This is a genomic window from Rhodococcus sp. DK176 (assembly GCF_038447315.2).
Taxonomy (GTDB): domain Bacteria; phylum Actinomycetota; class Actinomycetes; order Mycobacteriales; family Mycobacteriaceae; genus Rhodococcus_F; species Rhodococcus_F jostii_A.
Map to the genome: position 1 here is coordinate 6,770,621 of NZ_CP118321.2, position 20,863 is coordinate 6,791,483.

Genomic DNA, 20,863 nt, shown 5'->3' on the forward strand with positions numbered 1-20,863 from the left:
ACCCTTCTCGACGAGGAGTTCCCATGCGGGGCTACTACACCGCTGACGAGGTTCGAGCTGCCGAGGCGCCGTTGCTGGCGTCTCTTCCCGACGGCGCGCTGATGCGACGCGCAGCGCATGGGCTCGCCACGGTGGTGGCGGCGGAGCTGCGAGCGCGGACCGGGGGCGTCGCGGGTCGAACGATCACGGTGCTGGTGGGGTCCGGGGACAACGGCGGGGACGCGTTGTGGGCGGCGTCGATGCTGCGGGGGCGTGGCGTCGCGGCCACCGCGGTCCTGCTGAAACCGGAGAAGGCGCACGAGGCGGGGCTGGCCGCGTTCACCGCGGCAGGCGGCCGGGTGGCCGCCCCGTCCGACGAGCTGGGCCTGCCCGATCTGGTGGTCGACGGGATCGTCGGAATCTCCGGCCGGGGGCCGCTGCGACCCGATGCTGCCGCGCTGGTCGACCGGATCGAGGCTCCGATCGTGTCGGCCGACCTGCCGAGCGGTGTGGACCCGGACACGGGTGCGGTCGACGGGCCCGCCGTGCGCGCCGCCGTCACCGTCGCATTCGGTGCCCTCAAACCGGTCCATGTGCTCGGCGCCGCGCACTGCGGCCGAGTCGAGCTCGTGGACATCGGACTGTCGCTCGGCGATGCCGGGATCACCGCCCTCGACGCCGCCGACGTCGGTGCTGCGTGGCCGGTGCCGGGGGCGGACGACGACAAGTACTCGCAGGGCGTGGTGGGGGTTGTCGCTGGCAGCGACGGCTACCCGGGTGCCGGTGTGCTGTGCACGGGCGCCGCGGTCACGGCCACGTCGGGGCTCGTTCGCTACGCCGGGCCGTGCACGCACGAGGTGCTCGCGCACGCGCCGGAGGTGATCGCGACCGCCGATCTCGGGAAGGCGGGACGTGTCCAGTCGTGGGTGATCGGGCCGGGCATGGGAACCGACGACGCCGCCCGTCGCACGTTGCGGACGGTGCTCGACTCCGACGTGCCCGTGCTGGTCGACGCGGACGGTCTGACCCTGCTCGCCGAGGACCCGGATCTGGTGCGGTCGCGGACCGCAGCGACACTGCTGACCCCGCACGCCGGGGAGTTCGCCCGGCTGACGGGGACGGATCCGGGTCCGGACCGGGTGGCGTCGGTACGCGCTCTCGCGGCCGACTGGAACGTTCACCTGCTGCTGAAGGGGCGGGCCACGGTGATCGCGGAACCCGGTGGCCGGATCTTCGTCAACGAGGCGGGCGGGTCCTGGTCCGCCACCGCGGGGGCGGGGGACGTACTCGCCGGGATCATCGGCTCACTCATGGCCGCGGGTATCGGCCCGGCCCGGGCCGCGGCGGTGGGTGCGCGAGCGCACTCGCTGGCCGCGAACCTGGCCGCCCGAGGCGGTGGCGCGGACCTCTCCGCAGGTCGCGGAACAGCACCGATCTCCGCCGGGACGCTGCTCGCGCACCTCAGGGAGTCGATCAGAGTTCTTCGTGCGGGGGTGTCACCCGAAGAAATGCCGGCCTCATCGTGAATGGCAGGATCGAACATATGACGCTTGCTGAAGCAGTACCGGCCGACGACCACGGACACAGCGAACCCGCAGCGCCCACGCAGGCGCCGGCACCGCAGGCCGAGGCCGTCGTCGATCTGGACGCGATCGCACACAACGTCCGCATCCTGCGCGACAGCGCCCGGGACGCGGCGATGATGGCCGTCGTGAAGGCGGACGGCTACAACCACGGCGCCGTACCCGTGGCACGCGCCGCGCTGGCCGCCGGAGCGTCGGAACTGGGCGTGACGACGGTGTCGGAGGCGCTGACTCTGCGCCGCGCGGGCATCGACGCACCCGTCCTCGCCTGGCTGCACACCGTCGACGCCGATTTCGCCCCCGCGATCGCGGCCGGAGTCGAACTCGGTGTCTCCTCGCCCCGTCACCTCGCCGCGGTGGTCGCTGCCGCCCAGAGCGTCGGCACCACGGCGATCGTCACGATCAAGGTCGACACCGGACTGAACCGCAACGGGGTGGCGCCGGACGAACTGGCGCAGGTCCTCGTCGATCTGGCGCGCGCACAGGCCGAGGGCTCGGTGCGGCTGCGCGGCATCTTCTCGCATCTGGCCCACGCCGACGAGCCGCACCACGCCTGGATCGATTCCCAGCGCGATCGGCTGATCAGCGCGATCGCGGATGCCAAGCGTCAGGGACTGGTCCCCGAAGTGGTGCACCTGTCCAATTCCGCGGCCACCCTGACCCGTCCCGACCTGCGGTTTGACATGGTTCGCCCGGGAATCGCGATATATGGGTTGTCGCCCGTACCCGAACTCGGTCAGTTCGGGTTGCGCCCGGCGATGACACTGCGATCGAGGGTGGCTCTGGTGAAGAAGGTAGCGGCAGGTGAAGGCGTGTCCTACGGGCACCAGTGGGTGGCCCCACGGGATACGACGGTGGCGCTGCTGCCGTTCGGGTACGCCGACGGGCTGCCGCGCTCGCTCAGCGGCCGATTCGAGGTCCAGCTGGGCGCGCAGCGACGGCCGGGTATCGGACGCGTCTGCATGGACCAGGTGGTCGTCGATCTCGGACCGGACGGCGGCGGAGTCCGGGAGGGGGACACCGCCGTGTTCTTCGGCAACGGAGACCTCGGCGAACCCAACGCACAAGCGTGGGCCGATGAACTCGACACCATTCACTACGAGGTGGTGACAGGGGTACGCGGACGCACGGTGCGCAGTTACGTCGGCGGAACGGGCACCTAGATCATGGGGTTGTCGAAGCGGTTGGGGCTCGTCGGCGGCCTGCTGAGCGCGCTGGCCCTCGGTTCGGTCGCCGGCGTCAACGCGCTGCGCACCGCGACCCGGCCGGGCCGCGAGATCTACGGTGACGAGGACTTCACGCTGATGTCGCGGGACCGGCGCAGCGTCGTGGTCACCGAGGACGGCGTCGCGCTCGCGGTCCGCGAGGTCGGCCCCGAGGACGCGCCGGTGACGGCGGTGTTCGTGCACGGCTATTGCCTGGACATGACGTCGTGGCATTTCCAGCGCCGCCAGCTCGCCGAGCGGTGGGGCGACGACGTGCGGATGGTGTTCTACGACCAACGCGGGCACGGCGATTCGGGTGTGCCGTCCACGGCGAGCTGCACCATCGCTCAGCTGGGCGCCGATCTCGCGACCGTGATCGAGGCTAAGGCCCCCACCGGACCGGTTGTGCTCGTGGGGCATTCGATGGGCGGGATGACGGTCCTGGCCTTCGCCGGGCAGCGGCCCGAACTGGTGGCGTCGCGGGTGGTCGGTGTGGGCCTGGTGGCCACGGCCGCCGCGGGTCTCAGCGAGACCGGATTGACGCGGAACCTGCAGAACCCGGTCATCGACGGCTTCCGGATGGCCGTCCGGACCTCGCCCGAACTCGTCCAGCACGCGCGCGGCGCCGCCCGCGTGCTGATCACCCCGATTCTGCGGGCGGCGTCGTACGGCACGGACGTGAGTCCGCGGCTGCACAAGTTCTCCGACTCCATGCTGGACCGGACGTCGGTGGTGACCATCGTGAACTTTCTGCGCACACTCGAATTGCACGACGAGTCCGCGTCACTCGAGGCGATCGAGCGCACCCCGTCCGTCGTGGTGTGCGGAGACAGCGACATGATCATCCCGTTCGGCAGCTCCCGGAAACTGGCAGCGGACCTTCCGGAGTCCGAACTGGTGCGGGTACGCGGTGCCGGCCATCTGGTGCAGCTCGAATTCCCGTCCGTGGTGTCGGACGCCGTCGACCGGGTGCTGCATCGTGGCCTGAAGACGTACGAGTCGCGTGAGCAGTCCGATGTCGGCTGAAGAAGGAGTGTTGCCCGTGAGCGGGACCGTGGTGTTGCCGACGGCGGAGGACACCGAGCAGTTCGGCCGAGATCTCGCCCGGGGCCTCGTCGCCGGGGATCTCGTGGTCCTCGACGGACCCCTCGGTGCGGGGAAGACCGCACTGACGAAGGGGATCGGAGCCGGGCTCGGCGTGCAGGGGCGGGTGACTTCGCCCACATTCGTGATCGCGCGGGAGCACCGGGCGGGCACGCGGCCCGACGGGGGCACCCCGGTCGGGATGGTGCACGTGGACGCGTACCGACTGGGCGGAAGCGGCCCGCATGCGCTGGACGAACTCGACGCGCTCGACCTCGACACCGACCTGGCTGCAGCGGTTGTCGTCGTCGAATGGGGCGAGGGCATCGCGGAGCAGCTTGCCGATCGTCATCTGCGGGTACGCCTGCGCCGCGAGCCGGAGACGGACGTCCGCACCGCCCACTGGGAGTGGATTTCCTGACGGGTCGGGTGTCGGGAGCGGTTCTGACGTGCGAGTACCCTCAGTTACCGTGCTTGTTCTCGCCATCGACACGTCCACGCCTGCCGTGACCGCCGGAGTCGTCCGGGTTTCGGCCGATTCCGCATCGGTGGAGGCGGTGGACACCCTCGCGGTGCGCGTGACGGTCAATCCGCGCGCCCACGCGGAAGTGCTCACCCCGCATATCCTGGAATGCCTCACCGAGTCGGGGCACGTCGCCGCGGACCTCGACGCGGTGGTGGTCGGCGCCGGACCCGGGCCGTTCACCGGATTGCGCGTGGGGATGGCCACCGCCGCCGCGTTCGCCGACGCCCTCGGCATTCCGGCCCACGGCGTGTGCAGCCTCGACGCCATCGCCGCACAGGTGGACGGTGACCGGAATCTGCTCGTCGTCACGGATGCACGGCGGCGTGAGGTGTACTGGGCGCGCTATTCGGCAGGGGTGAGGGTGGAAGGTCCCGCGGTGGTGAAGCCGCGCGAACTCGAGCCGATGCCGTCCGAGGTGGTGGCGGGATCGCCGTCACACGTCGACTTCTTCGATCTGCCGGTCGAGCCCGTGGAAACACCGTCGCCCGCAGGACTGGTCGCGGTGGCCGCGGGGGCCCTGTTCAGTGATGCTGCCCCGGCGGCGCTCGTACCGCTCTACCTGCGGCGCCCGGACGCGGTCGAATTGGCGGACCGGAAGAAATGACTTTCCGCATCGAACCGATGGCGGCCGCCGACGCCGAACGGTGCGCGGAGCTCGAGACACTCCTCTTCGCCGGTGACGGACCCTGGAGTGCAGGCGCATTCAGGGCGGAACTGGCCGCCCCGCACGTGCACTACACCGTGGCGCGGGACGACACCGGCCACGTCGTCGGGTACGCCGGAATCGCCCTGCTGGGTGACGGTTCGCATCCTGAATCCGAGATCCACACGATCGGAACGGATCCGGCGTGTCAGCGGCGGGGGATCGGCGGTGCTCTCCTCGACGAACTCCTCCGAGTGGCCGACACCCGGGGTGGCCCGGTGTTTCTCGAAGTGCGCACCGACAACGACGCGGCGATCGCCCTCTACCGACGTGAAGGATTCGAGATCGTGGGAACCCGTAAGAAGTACTACCAACCGAGCGGTGCGGACGCCTTCACGATGCGTCGCCCCGGATCGGGTGAGGAGCCGGTGCAATGATCGTCATGGGGATCGAAAGCTCTTGTGACGAGACCGGAGTCGGCATCGTCCGGTGGAACGGTGACGGAACGTGCGAACTCCTCGCGGACGAGGTCGCATCCAGCGTCGAAGAGCATGCACGGTACGGCGGGGTGGTGCCGGAGGTCGCGTCCCGTGCGCACCTCGAGGCGATCGTCCCGACGATGCGGCGGGCCCTCGCCGCCGCCGGGATCGCCAAGCCGGACGCTCTCGCCGTCACCATCGGACCCGGTCTGGCCGGCGCCCTGCTCGTCGGTGTGGCGGCCGCGAAGGCCTATGCGGCGGCGTGGGACGTCCCGTTCTACGCGGTGAACCACCTCGGCGGTCACGTCTCGGTCGACACGCTCGAACACGGACCGATGCCGCCGTGCGTGGCGCTGCTCGTGTCCGGCGGCCACACCCACCTCCTGCACGTCGAGGATCTTGCGAAGCCCATCGTCGAACTCGGCACCACCGTGGACGACGCCGCCGGCGAAGCCTTCGACAAGGTGGCCCGCCTCCTCGGCCTCGGATTCCCCGGTGGCCCCGCTCTCGACGCCGCGGCGCAGGACGGGGACCGCAACGCCATTCCCTTCCCGCGCGGTATGACCGGGCCCCGGGACGCCCGGCACGACTTCTCGTTCTCCGGGCTGAAAACGGCTGTGGCACGGTACGTGGAGTCCAAGGAGCGGGCAGGGGAGGTGTGCTCGGTGCCGGATATCGCCGCGAGCTTCCAGGAGGCCGTGGCGGACGTGCTGACGATGAAAGCGGTGCGCGCAGCCCGCGACGTCGGCGTGGACACACTGGTTCTCGGTGGCGGTGCCACGGCCAACTCCCGTATCCGCGCACTCGCCGAGGAACGTTGCGCCGACGCCGGACTGACCCTGCGGGTACCGAAACCGCGCCTGTGCACCGACAACGGAGTGATGATCGCCTCGCTCGGCGCGCATCTGATCGCTGGCGGCGCCGCGCCGTCCCTGCTGACCGTGGCCAGCGACCCCGGACTGTCGGTGGCGACCAGTCAGGTGTTCAGCTGACCGGAATCGTGACGGTCTGCGTGGCCGGGGGAGTGAGCGCCGCACCGGGCTGAGCACCACTCGGTTGCGACGCATCGGGATTCGGAGCGACCGTGCCCGGCGCCGGGACCATCGGGAAGAGCCCCTCGGGTGTCGCGGGTGCACTGGGTGCCGCGGGCGCACTCGGTTCCGCGGGAGCGGCGGGCGTCTCCGCAGGCGGCGGTGCCGCCTCGGGAACGTCGGGTGCGGGCGCGACGGGGCTCGGTTCGTTCGGCGTGGATTCCCCCGGAACCTGCGGCCACAGCGGCGGAATCGCGGGCCACTCGATGTGCGGCCACGAGGGCTGCGACGGGTTCGTTCCCGGCAGCGTCGGACGCGGCGGCGCCGTGGGCGTCGGCACCGGGGTGGTGGTGCGCGGTGTCGTGGTCTCGCTCGTCGAATCGGGCGTCTGCTCGGAGGTCCGGTCCGTCTGCGGTCCGGACGTGGGCGGCGCAACCTGATTCGGGTGGAACTCCGACGTCGGCGTCGGATCGTACGACGGAATCCGCGTGGCGGGAGGTCCGTCCGTTGTCGTGGTCGTGACCTGCTCGGTGGTCTGGAACATGTCGGTCCCCACGGGGGAGACATTGGGATCCGGCGCGGGCGCGAGTTCCTTGACGCCGTACCCGAGAACGAGACCTCCGACCACGAGGGCGCCGACGAGTGCCCCCGACACCTTGGCAGTCGAACCGGGTCGGTTCGACTCGGTGGCCGGGTAGTCGCGGATGGCGGAGGAGACGGCGAGCAACGCCGCACCTTTCGCGGTCGCCGTGTCGGGTTCGGGCATCACGACGACCCGTGCAGCGAACGCGTCGGTGACGGCGGCGGTGATCGCGGGAATGTTCGCGCCACCACCGACGAGGGCCAGGGCGTCCGGTTGACGTGGGGAGTCGGCGACGGTGGCACGGATGAACTCCACCGCGACCCGGACAGTGGGTGCGGCGATCTCGTCGAACCTGGTGCGGCTGATCTCGATCGGGCGGATGCCCTGCAGGTCGATGTCGACGTGTGCGTTCGGCTCCGAGGACAACTGCTCCTTGGCGACGCGGCACCGCGCCGAGAGCAGGTCGCGGTCCAGGTGCCGAAGGGGATGCGGGGTCGAGAGGCTGCCGACGACGTGGTGGAAGACGAGGTCGTCGATTCCGGTGCCGCTCACACGGCTCGTGCGGTCGGTGTGCAGGACGGTGCCGTCGACCTGATCGACGACGGCGACGGACAGTCCGGACTCGCCGAAGTCGACGATCGCGACTGTGGCGTGCTGGGCGACCTCGCCGGTGTGCCGCAGGTAGGTGAGCGTTGCGGCGGTCTCGGGCACGAGATGCACGCGGTGCCGCTGCCTGCTGACGGCGCTGCGGATCGAATGCGCCTGTTCCGCCGTGCGGTACGCGACGGCGAACGCGTCGGGAATGGTGGGGTCGGCAGGGACCTGGGTGGTCATCAGCGAGATCGACGAGCGGACCAGGTCACCGAGGTCGGTGTGCGCCTGATCGGCGGACAGGTAACGGAACTCGACGTTCTGCGAACCGTTGGAGGCCGTGGTGACGAGGGCGGAACCCACACCGGACGCACCGGTGGACATCCCCAAGGACATCCCCATCACACACCCCCTCACGTTTTCGACGCGTGACCTGCCATCTCTGTCGGAACGCCCTGTTCAGCGGGGAATCCCTGCCCGTTGAATCGGCGACTGTTATCTGAACGTTACAGAAAACAAACGGATTTCGCTTCCGACTTTCGGCCGCACAAGACGAGGATGGCGCTCGATATCCGGTCTCACCTGCACAGTTGTCCAAAGGAATCTCATGCGACGCGCCAGCGATTTTCGTAACCTCACGAGACGCGAGCGCAGACGGCTTGTGCTGCGTGCACTTCTGCGCCCGCTGGTCACGGTCCTCCTGTGCCTGGTGGTCTACTTCGCCCTGCCGTGGACCTCGTTCGGGGACATGTCGGGCGTGTTCTTCCTGGCCGGCGGTTTGCTCGTGGTCGCGGCGGTCGCGGTCTGGCAGATCCGCCGGATCGTCCAGTCCGACATACCGGCGCTCCAGGCGATCGAAGCAGTGGCCCTGATCCTGCCGATCTACCTGCTCGGGTTCGCGGCCGGCTACTGCCTGATGTCCGAAAGTGATCCGGGTTTCTTCTCCGAACCCCTCACCCGCATGGGTGCGCTGTACTTCTCGCTCACCGTCTTCTCGACCGTCGGGTTCGGCGACATCGCCGCGACGACCGATCCGTCACGAGCCGTCGTGAGTGTGCAGATCATCGGCAACCTGATCCTTCTCGGCGTCGGCATCCGCGCGGTCGTCGCGGCCGTCGGCTGGGCCCGCAGGCGCCGGGTCTAGCGACCCGACGCCAGCATCAGTTCGACGTTCCTGTCGGGTGTCCCGCCGAGCAGGTCGGGGTCGGCGTGAATGTCGTTGAACGACAACTCCCGGTACAGCGACGCCAACCCGAGCGGTGAGAGATCGGTGTGGTCGACGGCGTAGGGACTGTCGGCCTCGAACAGCGTCGTGAGCAGAGACACGGTTCCGTCGACGTTGTCGACCACCTCGATGATCCGCCCGTGCTGGGGGAAGTCGATGTGCGAGGCCGTGTTGATCTCCCAGAACGACTGCTCCGGAGTCGATCCGGGCCACGGGGTGATCCGGTTCTCGTGGGTGTGTCCGTTGACCCAGGCGAGGACGTTCGGGAATCGGTGCAGCAGATCCACCAGTCGCGAACCACGGATCCGGGGTTCCGCCGGGGCGAAGGGATCGGGGACGACGTTGTCCATGCTGCCGCTGGTGTGATGGCTGAACAGGACGAACCAGGTGTCGCTGCGTGCCTGCGTCACCGGATTGCCGGCCGTGTCGAAGTACCGGCTGCTACCGGCCACCAGAGTGTCCTCGATCCATCGGAACTGCTCCGCACCGAGCGAGCCGTCGACGAACCCCGCCCGGTTGGTGGAATCCATGCTGATGCCGACCACGCCGGGTGCGATCTCGAACGAGTAGTAGCCGATCCCGGTCTCACCGGCGTCCGGTGCGAAACCGTGGCCGACCGGTCCGGGACCGGTGTTGGCCGGGTCGAGGTGGGCGGCGATGAACTGGCGGGGCGTGAACGGGGCGCGTGAAGGGTCGGGTGTGACGACCCGCGGCGGTGTCGTGAATGCGGACAGGGCGGCGGGAATGGCGCCGGGGTCGAACCTGGTTGCGATGTCGACTGCCTTCGCCTGCTCCGGCGAGCCGGGGACCTCGAATTTCAGCGAACCGGTGTACATGGCTTCGAGCGGTGGGATACCGCTCGGGACTGTGCCTTCCACCGAGTCGTCGTGATTGCCGAAGACGCAGTACCAGGGCGTGCGCAGGCCGGGGCTCGTGACTGGAGCGATCGCCGCGCCGAGCAGACCCGGTATCTCGGGGAACCCGGCTTTCTTGTACATGTCCTGGAGGGAGGACTCCGGGTTCCAGTACAGATCCGCACCCGAGTTCTGCACGCCTTCGTAGCGGTCGGGTGCGCCCGTGTTGGGGACGATGGTGCCGCCGTTGAGTGCGGTGAGGAACCAGCCGAGTTCGGCGAACTCCTTGTTGTCGGTGTTGTCGCCGGTACTCACGACCGCGTCGAAGGGGCGCTGGGTGTGCGGGCCGGACGCGAGCGCGTTGACGCGCGCGACCAGCGCGACGAGGCCCTGTGCGGTGAGTGTCTCGTGCGGGCGGAACGCGGAACCGGTGAAGGGGTGGACGTATTCGAACCGCATCGGGGACTGGGCGTCCACCAGGTGGACGTCCGTGAGCTGGACGAGGGAGGCGAGGGCGGTGCGCCGGTCCTCGCGCCCGCTGCGCGCCTCGGCGAGTTCGGTGCGGACGATCGTCGGCCACCCCGGTCCCGCGCCGAGCCTGCGGTAGCCGGAGCTGCCGAGGGGGACGGCCACCGCTTCGAGGGTGGTGCCGGCCTCGGACGTGGGAAGAGGCGCCGCGCCCGCGTACTGCAACCCCCACGGGCGTGCTCCGAATCCCACTGCCCCGATCGCCCCGAGTCCGGCAAATGTCAGGAATTTACGCCGATTGATGTCAGACACCTGAGGAACCTTAGGTGACGACCCGTGAGACAGGCCGACATTCGGCTCGGCGCGGTTTACCACCCCCTTCTCCTTGAGCGTTGGCACTCTCACGTATAGAGTGCCAAGTGGCGCCGATCGAGCTCCGGCACCCGCGACGACGGGGCTGTGTGAAGTGCCGTAAACGGAACACTCAAACAGGAGTCCGGAGAAGTATCCGGATCCGCATACCCCAAAGTGGAGGGCTCATCGTGGCGAGCGTCAACATCAAGCCGCTCGAGGACAAGATCCTCGTCCAGGCCAACGAGGCTGAGACGACGACTGCCTCCGGCCTGGTCATTCCCGACACGGCCAAGGAGAAGCCCCAGGAGGGCACCGTCGTCGCAGTCGGCGAAGGCCGCGTCAACGAGCAGGGCAACCGCATCCCGGTCGACGTCAAGGAGGGTGACACGGTCATCTACTCCAAGTACGGCGGAACCGAGATCAAGTACGCCGGCCAGGAGTACCTGATCCTGTCGGCACGCGACGTGCTGGCTGTCGTCTCCAAGTAAGCCATACGTGATCCGCCCCGGAGTCCCCACAGGATCCCGGGGCGGAGTGCGTTCACGCGCGTAACCCTGAGATCCAGGAGAAGACAGAACACATGTCCAAGCAGATTGAGTTCAACGAGGTCGCACGCCGGTCTCTCGAGCGTGGAGTCGACAAGCTTGCCGACGCGGTCAAGGTGACCTTGGGTCCGCGTGGCCGCCACGTAGTACTGGCGAAGGCCTTCGGCGGCCCGACCGTCACCAACGACGGCGTCAGCATCGCCCGGGAAATCGAGCTCGAGGACCCGTTCGAGAACCTCGGCGCGCAGCTCGTCAAGAGCGTCGCCACCAAGACCAACGACGTCGCAGGCGACGGAACCACCACCGCGACCGTGCTGGCTCAGGCCATCGTGCGGGGCGGTCTGAAGAACATCGCCGCGGGTGCGAACCCGATGGCGCTCGGCATCGGCATCAACGCCGCGGCCGACAAGGTCGTCGAGGCACTCCTCGCCGCCGCGAAGCCGGTCGAGGGCAAGACGTCCATCGCCCAGGTCGCGACCGTGTCCTCGCGTGACGAGGAGATCGGCGAAATGGTCGGCGAGGCGCTCACCCGCGTCGGCACCGACGGCGTCGTGACGGTCGAGGAATCCTCGACCCTGGCGACCGAGCTCGTCATCACCGAGGGCGTCCAGTTCGACAAGGGCTACCTGTCGCCGTACTTCGTCACGGACCTCGATGCACAGAAGGCCGTGTACGAGGACGCTCTCGTGCTGCTGTACCGCGAGAAGATCACGTCCCTGCCCGACTTCCTGCCGCTGCTGGAGAAGGTTGCCGAGAGCGGCAAGCCCCTCCTCATCATCGCGGAGGACGTCGAGGGTGAGGTCCTCTCGACGCTCGTGGTCAACTCCATCCGGAAGACCATCAAGGCCGTCGCCGTCAAGGCGCCGTTCTTCGGTGACCGCCGGAAGGCGTTCCTCGACGACCTCGCCGTCGTCACCGGTGGCACGGTCATCAACTCCGACGTCGGCCTCACGCTGAAGGACGCCGGGCTGGACCTGCTCGGCAGCGCACGCCGCGTCGTGGTCAGCAAGGACGAGACCACGATCGTCGACGGCGCCGGAACAGACGACGACATCAAGGGTCGCGTCGCGCAGCTGCGCCGCGAAATCGAGAACACCGACTCCGACTGGGATCGCGAGAAGCTCGAAGAGCGTCTGGCGAAGCTGGCCGGTGGCGTCGCCGTCATCAAGGTCGGCGCGGCCACGGAGACGGACCTCAAGGAGCGCAAGTTCCGCGTCGAGGACGCCGTCAACGCCGCGAAGGCTGCTGTCGCCGAGGGCATCGTCCCCGGTGGCGGTTCCGCCCTCGTCCAGGCGAGCACCGAGCTGGCCGACAACCTCGGTCTGACCGGTGACGAGGCCACGGGCGTCAAGGTCGTGCGCGAAGCACTGCAGGCGCCGCTGTACTGGATCGCCAGCAATGCCGGTCTCGACGGTTCCGTCGTCACCAGCAAGGTTGCCGAGCAGCCCAAGGGCCACGGTTTCAACGCCGCGACCCTGACCTACGGCGACCTGCTCGCCGACGGTGTCGTCGACCCCGTGAAGGTCACCCGCTCCGCGGTCGTCAACGCGGCTTCGGTCGCGCGGATGATCCTCACCACGGAGAGCGCCGTAGTCGAGAAGCCTGCGGAAGAGAACGAGCAGCAGACCGGTCACGGGCACAGCCACTAGGCTCTGCCGTCGCGACCGATCGGCTTCGACCGTTCGAGCGAAGAAACCCCCGTGCGGATCACCGCGCGGGGGTTTCTTCTGTCGGCAGGCGCCGGATCAGCTCAGTTGCAGCACCGCGAACGGTTGCGACGTCGGCTGGGGTGATCCTCCGGGCGGTTCGACGGTGACGGCCAGGTTCGACATCGACCCCACGTCGTCGAGGACGATCGTCGTGGTCGGCTGCACTTCTCCGGGGGAGAGGGTTCCGGCGGGCACCGGCGCGGCCCCGGACGCCGGCATCAGCCACAGCTGGTACACGGTGTCGGCGCTGGGCGGGGCGACACCGTCCAGCACGAACACCACGGCGTCCTGCGACTTCGAGTAGTTGGCGGTCGCGGACCCACCGGCCGCGATCGCACTCGTCGACGAGTGCACGTCGGAGGCGTCGAGAACCTGCTCCGCCACGGTCGGCGCCTGACCTTCCGTGAGATGCCGAACGATCACCGTTCCGCCGGCGAGCACCCCGACGGCCGCAGCGGCGGCGACGGCGACCCGCCAGCGGCGCCTGCGGGAGCGGCGTTCGGTGAGCGATGTCGGCCCGGACGCGGATTTCCTGACCTCGTCGAGGACTCGTGTCCGCACCCGGGGCGGGGGTTCGACGGCTCCCACCGCGCTCACCACCGCGAACGCTTCGCGGATCCGCCGGACCTCGTCGGTGAACGTGGAGCGGGTGTCCTCGTCCGTGACGGCGAGATCGATGTCGAGTTCGCGGCGCTCACTGTCGTCGAGCACATCGAGTGCGTACGGGTAGGCCATGCCCACGAGTTCGTCGTTCATGTCACAGACCTCCCAGGCACCCGCGAAGTCGCGTCAGTCCGTCACGGATGCGCGTCTTCACCGTGGACAGGGCGACCCCCAGTTGGGAGGCGACCTCTCGGTAGGTGCGGCCGTCGTAGTACGCCATCGCGACGGACTCACGTTGCGTGTCCGTGAGCGAGTCCAGGCAGGCGAGCACCGATTGATGCTCGAGCCGGCGGGTCACCTCCTCGGTGACGTGGTCGAACGGCCCGGCGATGTTGGTGGTCTCGTAGAGCGCCTCGCGGTCGGTGCCCGCCTGCTCCGACCGCACGCGGTCGACCGCCCGGCGGTGCGCGAGCGTCATCAGCCAGGACAGTACGGAGCCGCGGGCCGGATCGAAGTTCGATGCGGTGCGCCACGCCTGGAGGAAGACCTCCTGCGTCGTCTCCTCCGCGTACCCGGGGTCGCGTAGGACCCGCAGAACCATGCCGTGTACTCGGGCGCTCGTCCGGTCGTAGAGTTCGGCGAACGCGTCGGCGTCCCCGTTCGCGACGCGGGCCATGGTGTCGTGGAGTTCGGTGGATTCGGTGGTTCGGGCCCTGTGTGCGCCGGCTGCATCCGCCGAGCACACGTCTTCCGCTGGAGTGTTGCCCTCGGGGTTCGTCACCGGAAGTCGTCTCGCTTCATCGAGAACCACGGTAGCGTGCACATCCACTCATCTCCTCCAGCCGGTAGGCATTCGGAGACCGCGTCGCGGTGGATGGGTGTCGAGGGTGTCGATGTGACGCGGGGAACCCCCGTGCGGCGACGAGGGTTCCCGGTGAGTGTGGTCGAGCGGTCAGACGGCTATCCGGCCGCGTCTGTGCCGGGCGTGCATTTCGCGTTCCGTCTCGGACATTCCGCCCCAGATCCCGTACGGCTCGGACACGCTCAGCGCGTGATTGCGGCACTGGGCGAGGACCGGGCAGCGTCGGCACATTTCCTTGGCGCGGGTCTCCCGCTGCGCGCGCGCCCGGCCACGCTCTCCGTCGGGATGGAAGAACATCGAGGAGTCGACCCCGCGGCACAGGCCGTGCATCTGCCAATCCCAGATATCGGCGTTCGGGCCGGGCAGGTGGTTGGGTGCAGGCATGTGGACTCCTTAGCTGCAAGCTCGCCTCGGGCGACGAGCGGACCGTAGGCTCGTAGGTACGTTCAAGCCACTAATCATTCACGTCGCTAACCGTAGAGTCGGTTGTGAAATCGCGTCAATAGTTGTTCACAGTGGCGATTTACATATCCCACGAGCTGAAAGTTAACCTGGAAAATATTTACTTTCCCGCGGTTCCGTGATTCCGTTTCGGGTTGAAAGACCCCCGGTCACGGGTGACGATGTGCGGGTGCCCCAGCCCGCGGAGCCTGACACCCAGCCACTTTCCGGACCCCCGGACGAGGGACCCACGATCTCGGTATCTGCCCTGGCCAGAAAGCTCGGGGTCGCTCCGTCGACGCTCCGCACCTGGGACCGCAGATACGGCATCGGACCCTCCGTGCACGCGCAGGGAAGTCACCGGCGATACACGCCGCGCGACGTCGCCCGGCTCGAATGCATGCAACACGCTCTGGACGGTGGTGCAAACTCCGCGGAGGCCGCGAGATATGCGATTAACGCAATGGCTACATATTCGTCAGAAAGCGACCACCGGCCGGGTGTGAAAAATCTGGGTGACAACTCGGTGAACAGGACGAAAACAGACCCGTCGAACCTTTTGTCATCCTTTTCCGGCCTCGGCGGCGCCGAGGCGTCCGTCCGGAATTTATCGGGTGCGTTGCTGGCGCGAGACGTCGTGACAATCCGGCGGATCGTCGTGCGGGCCGTCGCGGAGCGGGGATTCGTCTCCATGTGGACGACCCTGGTCGTTCCGGTGCTCGAATGGGCGGACGAGGGGAGGAATTCGGACGCTGCGGCTGCGAGTGTCCGCGTCTTCGCCGAATGCGTCGCGGGGATTCTGTCCACGATGACGCTGGACGCGCCGATCGGCGGCGGCGGCCGTGTCCTGCTCGTGCACCTGCCGGCGGACCCGCCGGACGCGGTTCCCGCCGACCCGTACGGTCTCGAATTCCGGGCGCTGGGCGCCGCCCTGGCCACGGGCTCGGTGGACACGAGGATCGCGCTGCCCCTGTGCCGGTCGGCGCTGCTCGCTGCCGTGACCAACGCCGAGCCGGACGTGATCGTCCTGTGGTTGCCCGCCGCCGGAGGCGACCTCCCGTCTCTCCTGCGGGCGATCCGCCGCAGGCGCACGGGCCTGACGATGCTCGCGGGCGGCCCCGGATGCCGGACGCGGTCGCTGCCCCGATCGATTTCGGTGCTGGGCACGCTGGACGAGGCCGTGCACGCCGTCACCGCGGTCACCTGACCGCGGGGCGCCCGGACGATGCGATGATCTCGGCGTGCCCGACTCCAGTCTCCGTTCCGACGCCACGAATTCGTTGATCCGCGCGGCTTTCGGCCCCGATCCGGGCGGGTGCCCGCTGCCGGCGTCCGACGTTCCCGTCGAGCGCTGGATGCGAGCGGTGGCGTGGGGCGCCCGGGGGCACTACGCCCGATCCCGCGCAGAGCTGGACGCACTGACGCGGGGCGGGGTGGCCGGGCCCGCGGTCGCCTCGCTCGCCTGGAGCACGCAGGCGTCGCTGCTGAGGCAGCTCGGCTGGCACGGTGTGGCGTCCGGGTTCGACGGCCGGGCACTGGCCGTCGTCGGGACCCGTCCCGACGACGAGGACGGCGTCCTGGTTCGCGAAGCTCGGTGCGACGCGCTGACGGGGCTGGCCGCCGACGCGCTGGGGTGCGGCCGGTTGGCACTGGGCCGGCGGCTTCTCGGCAGGTGCTCCGAGCACCTGGACGAGACTGCTCCCGACGACCTGTGGCGGCAGCGCGTCCGCAGGCACTGGGTGAGCGCGGAGTTGCTTCTCGCGGGCGGAGAGTTCGCCTCGGCACGCCGCCACGCCGAGACCGCTGCGGAAATTTCGGAGGCCGCCGGATCTGCGCGGCACCGCGTCAAATCGGATCTGCTCCGGAGCGCGTCGATGACGGGGGAGTCCGATTCGGGTCCGGCGGCACGGCTTGCCGCGGATGTGCTCGACCGGTGCGATCGGTACGGCTTGATACCTCTGAAGTGGGCAGCTGCGATGTTGCTGAGTGGTGTGACTTCCGACTCACGTGCGGAGGCCGTGCGTACGGAGTGCGAAACCGTCATCAGGGCGCGAGGTGGGCGCTTCCGAATCTGACTCCGCTGGTCGGGCCCCGTACGGCCGGGTTGCGCGCGAATCGCTGCGAATCCGGGCGAATACCGTTCGGTCCGCACCGTTACTCTTGGAGTGTTCCGCTGAGAGCGGGAGCACACCCATCGGGGGAGGTGCCACTGTAACGCCAGGATATTCAGCAACGATGACTAATACGAGCGAGGAGTTGGACTCCGCAGTCGCCGCTGCAACGCAGGGTGACCGGGCCGCTTTAGCTCTGGTCCTGGAAAACATTCGGCCCTTGGTTGTGCGTTACTGCAGAGCCAGGGTCGGTGCTGCGGAGAGGGGACAACTCTCCGCGGACGACGTGGCGCAAGAAGTGTGCCTCGCCGTGATGACGGCCTTGCCTCGCTACGAGGATCAAGGCCGGCCGTTCATGGCATTCGTCTACGGGATCGCCGCACACAAAGTTGCCGACGCGCATCGGAACTCCGCCCGTAACAAGTCGGAGCCCGTCGCCGAAGTACCGGATGTCGTAGCCAACGATGACGGACCCGAACAGAGGGCGCTGGACTCGGAAGCGAGCAGGCAGATGAACGAACTGCTGAGCACGCTGCCGGAGAAGCACCGGGAGATCCTGATCCTCCGCCTCGTGGTCGGTATGTCAGCCGAGGAGACGGCCGCGGCCGTGGGTAGTACCGCGGGAGCTGTCCGCGTGGCTCAACACCGAGCCATAGCGAAACTGAAAAAAGAAGTGACGAGGGCAGGTGAGAGGTTTGGCTAGGGGCATCAAGCGCAACGGCAATCCCGATGCCGATCTCCCAGGAGACGACGCACCGGTGAACGTCGCGGCAGTGCGCCGCGACGACGCTTTGATCGACGCGATCGCCGGCGGCGGTCCCGTCGCAACGGATTCGCCGGAGCAGTACGAGCTCGCGCTTCTGCTGACCAATTGGCGCGCCGACATCGTGGCGACGCCGATGCCGACCGGGCCGCTGCTCGACGACGTGATCGCGGCGATCGACGCCTCGGACGCCCGTTCCGCACGCAGCGCCGCCCGCGGAAAGCTCCGCTTGTTGCGACCCATCGCAGGCGCCGCCGCCGCGATCGCGGTCGTCATGGGTGGCGCCACCATCTTCTCGTACAACGCCGCACCCGGTGATCCGCTGTGGAGCGTCAAGTCGGTCGTGTTCAGCCAGCAGGCCGATTCGACCGTCGCGCAGATCGACACCACGTCGCAGCTGCAGGAGGCCGAGCGGCTGATCGCCGCGGGCGACGCGGCGGCGGCGAAGAACCTGCTCGAGGGCGCCGCCGACCGTTCCGGCGGGGTACGTGACGCCGACATGCGCAACGAACTCGACGTGTGGCGGGCGAAGCTCGCCGCGGAGGTCGAGAAGATCGCTCCCACCACGCCGCCTGCGACGACGACGCCCGGTACCACCACCACCGGCGCGCCGACGCAGACCACCGAGTTGCCCGCCACCGTGCCGGGCACACCCGGTTCGACGACACTGCCGGGAGTCGGGCCGTTGCCGGGAACCCTGCCGACCGACCTGCAGATTCCGGGACTGCCGCCCATTCCGCTGCCACAGCTGCCCACGCTGCCGCCTCCTCCGCCCGAGACGGTGCCGTCCCCGAGCCCGGATCCCACGATCATGTTGGTTCCGACGCTGCCCTCGGACATCCCGGCGACGGAGCCGTCCACCCAGCAGCCGCCGCAGGAGCCTTCGACGGTGCCGCTGCCCACCACCACGACCCCGGTCCCGGTGTTGCCGCCCACCAGCTAGCGGTTCGGCGGCCCTCCCGCACAGACCACTGTGGCCCGACACTTCGAGTGTCGGGCCACAGTGGTCTGTATCGGGTTGTGCCGGATCAGGCGTCGAAACCGTCTCCGTGCAGAGCGTCGTTCATCGAGGCGTCCGCGTAGCCGCGGCAGTAGTCCCAGGTGACGTATGCCTCGGGTGTCGGGTCGTAGGCGGGCTCGTGCGGTCGCACGGTGCCGTCGACCAGAAGCTGAAGGAGGTTGGCACGAAGCATGTCCCAATCGTGGTAGTGATCTTGCTGGCAGTCTTCGCAGCAGACGACGAGACCGCGGATCCCTCGATGTGCCAGCAGCGCCTCGTACACGGCGAGGTCGGCCAGATCTTCCTCCACGGCGAGACGCTCGTGGGGGTCGAGTGGTTGGCCCGGTTCGATCGCGTCGAGAGCTGCGGACGGGTCGGCGGGGTCGCCGGCGAAGGGGTCCGGGGGCAGACCTGGAGGCAGTTGATCGCGCACAGCACCACGGTACGCAGGTCAGCCCGGTCTGCGCCAGCCGTTCGGCGTACGCCCAGCGTGGGTGGGCTCCGTGGTGATCGCGTCGAGCCGATATCATGGTTTGTGGAGCTGGGAATATCGATCGTCGCTCCGGCCTTTTTCCTGTATCCGTGTTCCCGAAAGTTTCCACCAGATCGAAGATCTGAATGTCCGCAGACGGCGCCACCGGCGCCGCACCTATGTTCCATGGAGGGCCCGAACCGCATGACAAGTTCAGCAGGGCATGTACACACCGGCGGTGACGACCCGAACAAGGTCGCGATGCTGGGTCTCACGTACGACGACGTCCTGCTCTTGCCGGCGGCGTCGAATGTCATCCCCGGCCAGGTCGACACGTCCAGCCAGCTGACCAGGGACATCCGGCTGCGAGTGCCGCTCGTCAGCTCCGCGATGGACACCGTCACCGAGGCGCGGATGGCTATCGCCATGGCCCGCGCCGGTGGCATGGGCGTGCTGCACCGCAACCTGTCGGTGGAGGCCCAGGCCGGGCAGGTGGAGACGGTCAAGCGGTCCGAGGCGGGAATGGTCACCGACCCGGTCACCTGCAAGCCGTCCGACACTCTCGCCGAGGTCGACGCGAAGTGCGCCCGCTTCCGGATCTCCGGACTTCCGGTCACCGACGAGGCCGGGCAGCTCGTCGGCATCATCACCAACCGCGACATGCGCTTCGAGGTCGACCAGAACCGCGCCGTGTCCGAGGTCATGACGAAGGCGCCGCTGATCACCGCCCAGGAGGGTGTCACCGCGGAGGTGGCGCTGGGTCTGCTCCGCCGCCACAAGATCGAGAAGCTGCCGATCGTGGACGGTCAGGGCAAGCTCACCGGCCTCATCACGGTCAAGGACTTCGTGAAGACCGAGCAGCACCCGGACGCCACCAAGGACCGCGACGGCCGGCTCCTCGTCGGTGCTGCCGTGGGTGTGGGTGACGAGGCGTGGAGCCGCGCAATGGCTCTCACCGACGCCGGAGTGGACGTGCTCGTCGTCGACAGCGCCCACGGTCACTCGGCCGGCGTGCTGGACATGATCTCGAAGCTCAAGGCCGAGGTCGACGAGCGCGTGCAGATCATCGGCGGCAACGTCGCCACCCGCAGCGGTGCGGCCGCTCTCATCGAGGCCGGTGTGGACGCGGTCAAGGTCGGTGTCGGCCCCGGCTCCATCTGCACCACCCGTGTCATCGCCGGTGTCGGCGCCCCGCAGATCACGGCGATCCTCGAAGCAGTCGCCGCGGCCAAACCGCACGGTGTGCCAGTGATCGCCGACGGTGGACTGCAGTTCTCCGGCGACATCGCGAAGGCCCTGGCTGCAGGCGCGTCGACGGCCATGCTCGGTTCGCTGCTCGCGGGCACCGCGGAGTCGCCGGGTGAGCTGATCCTGGTGAACGGCAAGCAGTACAAGAGCTACCGCGGAATGGGTTCCCTCGGCGCGATGCAGAGCCGTGGCGCCGCGAAGTCGTATTCCAAGGACCGCTACTTCCAGGACGACGTGCTGTCCGAGGACAAGCTGGTTCCGGAGGGCATCGAGGGCCGAGTCGCGTTCCGCGGTCCGCTGTCCCAGGTCACACATCAGCTCACGGGCGGTCTGCGGGCTGCCATGGGCTACACGGGAGCGTCGTCGATCGAGGAACTGCAGAACGCGCAGTTCGTGCAGATCACCGCTGCGGGTCTGAAGGAGAGCCACCCGCACGACATCACGATGACGGTCGAAGCTCCCAACTACACCGCTCGCTAGCAACCAGTCACGATTCACGAGAAAG

General features: G+C 68.6%; 21 protein-coding genes and 1 pseudogene. 16 read left to right on the forward strand and 6 right to left on the reverse strand.

Going from position 1 to position 20,863, the window contains the following annotated elements:
- Positions 1-23: 23 nt before the first annotated feature.
- From PSR88_RS31395 to tsaD, 7 genes are read left to right on the forward strand one after another with little or no spacing between them, the layout of a single operon-like run.
- Positions 24-1,505 (forward strand): bifunctional ADP-dependent NAD(P)H-hydrate dehydratase/NAD(P)H-hydrate epimerase, encoded by a 1,482-nt coding sequence (locus PSR88_RS31395; RefSeq protein WP_016883227.1) that lies wholly within the window; start codon positions 24-26, stop codon positions 1,503-1,505.
- 17 nt (positions 1,506-1,522) lie between these two features.
- The gene (alr, locus tag PSR88_RS31400) at positions 1,523-2,725 is read left to right on the forward strand and encodes an alanine racemase (RefSeq protein ID WP_016883226.1); all 1,203 of its coding nucleotides are present in this window, start codon (positions 1,523-1,525) and stop codon (positions 2,723-2,725) included.
- 3 nt (positions 2,726-2,728) lie between these two features.
- Positions 2,729-3,793 carry an alpha/beta fold hydrolase gene (locus PSR88_RS31405; RefSeq protein ID WP_009479394.1) on the forward strand — a complete coding sequence of 355 codons (1,065 nt, stop codon included), beginning with the start codon at positions 2,729-2,731 and terminating at the stop codon, positions 3,791-3,793.
- The gene (tsaE, locus tag PSR88_RS31410; RefSeq protein ID WP_011598171.1) at positions 3,783-4,271 is read left to right on the forward strand and encodes a tRNA (adenosine(37)-N6)-threonylcarbamoyltransferase complex ATPase subunit type 1 TsaE; all 489 of its coding nucleotides are present in this window, start codon (positions 3,783-3,785) and stop codon (positions 4,269-4,271) included. The genes PSR88_RS31405 and tsaE overlap by 11 nt, the downstream gene beginning before the upstream one ends.
- A gap of 49 nt (positions 4,272-4,320) precedes the next feature.
- Complete coding sequence (tsaB, locus tag PSR88_RS31415; protein WP_029539474.1) at positions 4,321-4,980, forward strand: tRNA (adenosine(37)-N6)-threonylcarbamoyltransferase complex dimerization subunit type 1 TsaB; 660 nt, start codon at positions 4,321-4,323, stop codon at positions 4,978-4,980.
- On the forward strand, positions 4,977-5,456 hold the full coding sequence (gene rimI, locus PSR88_RS31420) for a ribosomal protein S18-alanine N-acetyltransferase (protein WP_009479397.1): 480 nt from the start codon (positions 4,977-4,979) through the stop codon (positions 5,454-5,456). Before tsaB ends, rimI begins: the two co-directional genes overlap by 4 nt.
- Positions 5,453-6,490, forward strand: a complete 1,038-nt coding sequence (tsaD, locus tag PSR88_RS31425; RefSeq protein ID WP_009479398.1) for a tRNA (adenosine(37)-N6)-threonylcarbamoyltransferase complex transferase subunit TsaD — start codon at positions 5,453-5,455, stop codon at positions 6,488-6,490. Before rimI ends, tsaD begins: the two co-directional genes overlap by 4 nt.
- Here the strand turns inward: tsaD and PSR88_RS31430 are convergent.
- On the reverse strand, positions 6,483-8,105 hold the full coding sequence (locus PSR88_RS31430) for an Hsp70 family protein (RefSeq protein ID WP_016883225.1): 1,623 nt from the start codon (positions 8,103-8,105) through the stop codon (positions 6,483-6,485). The two genes, tsaD and PSR88_RS31430, sit on opposite strands and share 8 nt — an antisense overlap.
- A 205-nt stretch (positions 8,106-8,310) precedes the next feature.
- Here PSR88_RS31430 and PSR88_RS31435 point away from each other — a divergent pair, with 205 nt between their 5' ends.
- Positions 8,311-8,847: a potassium channel family protein gene (locus PSR88_RS31435; protein ID WP_009479400.1), complete on the forward strand. Its 537-nt coding sequence runs from the start codon at positions 8,311-8,313 to the stop codon at positions 8,845-8,847.
- On the opposite strand, the gene PSR88_RS31440 is transcribed toward PSR88_RS31435, so the two are convergent.
- A complete protein-coding gene (locus tag PSR88_RS31440) occupies positions 8,844-10,562 on the reverse strand; it encodes a TIGR03767 family metallophosphoesterase (RefSeq protein ID WP_029539473.1) in 1,719 nt (572 codons plus the stop codon). The two genes, PSR88_RS31435 and PSR88_RS31440, sit on opposite strands and share 4 nt — an antisense overlap.
- Positions 10,563-10,792: 230 nt before the next feature.
- Between PSR88_RS31440 and groES the strand changes: the two genes are divergently transcribed.
- Together groES and groL are read left to right on the forward strand one after the other, a co-directional pair.
- Positions 10,793-11,092 carry a co-chaperone GroES gene (gene groES, locus PSR88_RS31445; protein WP_003940763.1) on the forward strand — a complete coding sequence of 100 codons (300 nt, stop codon included), beginning with the start codon at positions 10,793-10,795 and terminating at the stop codon, positions 11,090-11,092.
- A 92-nt stretch (positions 11,093-11,184) separates the two neighbouring features.
- Positions 11,185-12,798, forward strand: a complete 1,614-nt coding sequence (groL, locus tag PSR88_RS31450) for a chaperonin GroEL (protein WP_009479402.1) — start codon at positions 11,185-11,187, stop codon at positions 12,796-12,798.
- Positions 12,799-12,894: 96 nt separating this feature from the next.
- Here the strand turns inward: groL and PSR88_RS31455 are convergent, their stop codons facing one another.
- The 3 genes from PSR88_RS31455 to PSR88_RS31465 form a co-directional block, all read right to left on the reverse strand.
- Positions 12,895-13,614, reverse strand: a complete 720-nt coding sequence (locus PSR88_RS31455) for an anti-sigma factor domain-containing protein (protein ID WP_011598176.1) — start codon at positions 13,612-13,614, stop codon at positions 12,895-12,897.
- 1 nt (position 13,615) lies between these two features.
- A complete protein-coding gene (locus tag PSR88_RS31460; RefSeq protein WP_016883223.1) occupies positions 13,616-14,242 on the reverse strand; it encodes an ECF RNA polymerase sigma factor SigK in 627 nt (208 codons plus the stop codon).
- Between the two features lie 171 nt (positions 14,243-14,413).
- On the reverse strand, positions 14,414-14,707 hold the full coding sequence (locus PSR88_RS31465) for a WhiB family transcriptional regulator (RefSeq protein ID WP_005239766.1): 294 nt from the start codon (positions 14,705-14,707) through the stop codon (positions 14,414-14,416).
- A 247-nt stretch (positions 14,708-14,954) separates the two neighbouring features.
- Here PSR88_RS31465 and PSR88_RS31470 point away from each other — a divergent pair.
- The 5 genes and pseudogenes from PSR88_RS31470 to PSR88_RS31490 all read left to right on the forward strand — a co-directional run.
- Positions 14,955-15,203 (forward strand): annotated as a pseudogene (locus tag PSR88_RS31470) (MerR family transcriptional regulator); the annotation flags it as partial.
- A gap of 198 nt (positions 15,204-15,401) precedes the next feature.
- A complete protein-coding gene (locus PSR88_RS31475) occupies positions 15,402-15,971 on the forward strand; it encodes a hypothetical protein (protein WP_016883222.1) in 570 nt (189 codons plus the stop codon).
- Between the two features lie 34 nt (positions 15,972-16,005).
- A complete protein-coding gene (locus PSR88_RS31480) occupies positions 16,006-16,839 on the forward strand; it encodes a hypothetical protein (RefSeq protein ID WP_009479407.1) in 834 nt (277 codons plus the stop codon).
- A 160-nt stretch (positions 16,840-16,999) separates the two neighbouring features.
- On the forward strand, positions 17,000-17,578 hold the full coding sequence (locus PSR88_RS31485) for a sigma-70 family RNA polymerase sigma factor (protein WP_005239770.1): 579 nt from the start codon (positions 17,000-17,002) through the stop codon (positions 17,576-17,578).
- Positions 17,562-18,581, forward strand: a complete 1,020-nt coding sequence (locus tag PSR88_RS31490) for an anti-sigma-D factor RsdA (protein WP_029539470.1) — start codon at positions 17,562-17,564, stop codon at positions 18,579-18,581. Before PSR88_RS31485 ends, PSR88_RS31490 begins: the two co-directional genes overlap by 17 nt.
- An 85-nt stretch (positions 18,582-18,666) precedes the next feature.
- Here PSR88_RS31490 and PSR88_RS31495 read toward each other — a convergent pair whose 3' ends face one another.
- The gene (locus tag PSR88_RS31495; protein ID WP_005239778.1) at positions 18,667-19,071 is read right to left on the reverse strand and encodes a DUF5319 domain-containing protein; all 405 of its coding nucleotides are present in this window, start codon (positions 19,069-19,071) and stop codon (positions 18,667-18,669) included.
- A 243-nt stretch (positions 19,072-19,314) separates the two neighbouring features.
- Between PSR88_RS31495 and guaB the strand changes: the two genes are divergently transcribed.
- Positions 19,315-20,838 carry an IMP dehydrogenase gene (gene guaB / locus PSR88_RS31500; RefSeq protein ID WP_005570999.1) on the forward strand — a complete coding sequence of 508 codons (1,524 nt, stop codon included), beginning with the start codon at positions 19,315-19,317 and terminating at the stop codon, positions 20,836-20,838.
- The last annotated feature ends 25 nt before the right edge of the window (positions 20,839-20,863 follow it).